Below are 1,952 nucleotides of genomic sequence, written 5' to 3'. Positions count from 1 at the left end.
GAACCGAACGGAAGTTGACAGGGTAACACAGTCCAGGAGCAAGAATCGCTCCGCCTGCAAGCGCGCCCGTCTTGGCCCGGCCATGGCACGGGACGGCCGTTGTAGGACAGCGCATTCAGGCGAGCGGCCGTTCCTCGATATGGGTCGCCATCCGGCAGCGGTGGCAGAAGGCGATGTCGGACAGCGCGGCCAGTTGCCATGCCTGCGCCGCGATATTCCATTCGGCCCGGGCCTCGCGCGTCACCTGCTCGCTCGAACAGGCGGCGCAGACCATCCGTTTCCGATCCTTTTTGCTCCGTCTCGCCATGGCGCGTTAATGCCATGCCGCGCGCGGAGCGGAAGGGGGCGAGAGGCGAGATTGCTCCGGATCGGAGGAGGTTGTGCCATCGCCCCGCCCGGCTCAATCATGGGCTCAACGCCTGGGAGAAACCGGCCAGTCGGCTTCATCCCGGCCGCCGGTCTTCCATAACGAATAGGCGACACCCCCGGCGATCAGCGCGGCGGTGACACCGAGGCTCGCCCAGGCGGGAAACTTGTCGCCGCCGAGCACGAAATCGCCGACGAGGATCTTGCTGCCGATGAACACCAGCACCGCGGCCAGGGCGTATTTGAGGTAATGGAAGCGGTGGACCATCGCGGCGAGCGCAAAATAGAGCGCGCGCAGGCCGAGGATGGCGAAGATGTTCGAGGTATAGACGATGAAGGTGTCGGTGGTGATCGCGAAGATCGCCGGCACGCTGTCGACCGCGAACACAAGGTCTGCGAGGTTGATCACCACCAGCGCGAGGAACAGCGGCGTCGCGGCGCGGACCATCTTGCCGGTCCGTTCGTCGCGCACCTTTACCAGGAACTTCTGTCCATGCAGCTCGGGCGTCACCCGCATGTGGCGGCTGATCCAGCGCAGCACCGGATTGCGGGCAAGGTCCATCGGCTGGTCCCCGGCGAAGAACATCTTGATGCCGGTAAAAACGAGGAAGGCCGCGAACAGGTACAGCACCCAATAGGCCTCGGCGAGGAGCGCCGCACCGCCCGCGATCATCAATCCGCGCAGCACGATCACCGCCAGGATGCCCCACAGGAGCGCGCGATACTGGTATTTGGGCGGAATCGCGAAATAGGTGAAGATCAGGCTGATCACGAAGACATTGTCGATCGAGAGCGCCTTTTCGATGAAGAAGCCGGTGTAGAATTCCATGCCGGCCTCGCCGCCGCGTTCGATCCATACCCACGCGCCGAACGCCATCGCGACCGCGATATAGAAGGCCGACAGCTTGAGGCTTTCGGCGATGCCGAGCTCGCGGTCTTCCTTATGCAGGAATCCGAGATCGAATGCCGTGAGCAAGACGACAATGAGGAGGAAGGCGCCCCAGAACCACAGCGGGGTGCCGAGCCAGTCGGATAAAAGCAGCTCAGGCACGGGAAGTCTCCTTAAACTCCTGGTTTGCCGGTTGCGGCAAGTCACGCGGCAGGGGCGCGATGCGGGTCGTCATGCAAATGTCCGTCCGGAAAAGGGCCGGGGAACAGGCCGCCAGCACTGAAGGGAAGGGGAAATGCGGCGCTGCTCCCCGGCAGTTGCTCAGCCGAGCTGCGGCCTGAGCGACAATCGGTGGATGAGATCCTTGACGCGCAGCTTCATGCGCTTGAGCCGCGTCAATTCCAGCCAATCGGGCAGCTTGCGCTTGCGCGCCAGCCGCAACCGCTCGTCGATCCGCTGGTGGATTTCCGTCAACCGATAGATTCGGCCCGTCATCTTCCGTCTCCTGTGTGAGGCAAAAGGTGAGACCGGTCGACCGGCGCGATGCTGAGGGAGGGGATGGGTATGTCCGTCAGATCGCACCGGTTTTCCGATGCGGTCCGACATCACGAGCGCCTCACATGCGCTCGCCAGAGGGGCCCGGCCCGCAGAGCGAGAATAGGCATTGCCGGGAGCGGTTCCAAGGGGTCCGACGAAA

General features: G+C 63.6%; 3 protein-coding genes. All 3 read right to left on the bottom strand.

Translation table 11 applies throughout. The features are described from left to right. Positions 1-115: 115 nt before the first annotated feature. Entirely contained in the window at positions 116-307 is a 192-nt protein-coding gene (locus AC16XC_RS00015) for a hypothetical protein (protein WP_484032581.1), read from the bottom strand. 105 nt (positions 308-412) lie between these two features. Further along, entirely contained in the window at positions 413-1,417 is a 1,005-nt protein-coding gene (locus AC16XC_RS00010) for a TerC family protein (protein WP_484032580.1), read from the bottom strand. Between the two features lie 159 nt (positions 1,418-1,576). After that, positions 1,577-1,750 (bottom strand): DUF465 domain-containing protein, encoded by a 174-nt coding sequence (locus tag AC16XC_RS00005; RefSeq protein ID WP_484032579.1) that lies wholly within the window; start codon positions 1,748-1,750, stop codon positions 1,577-1,579. Positions 1,751-1,952 lie beyond the last annotated feature (202 nt).

It is taken from the genome of Candidatus Andeanibacterium sp., assembly GCF_057143545.1.
This window is presented reverse-complemented; position numbering and strand designations above follow the sequence as displayed.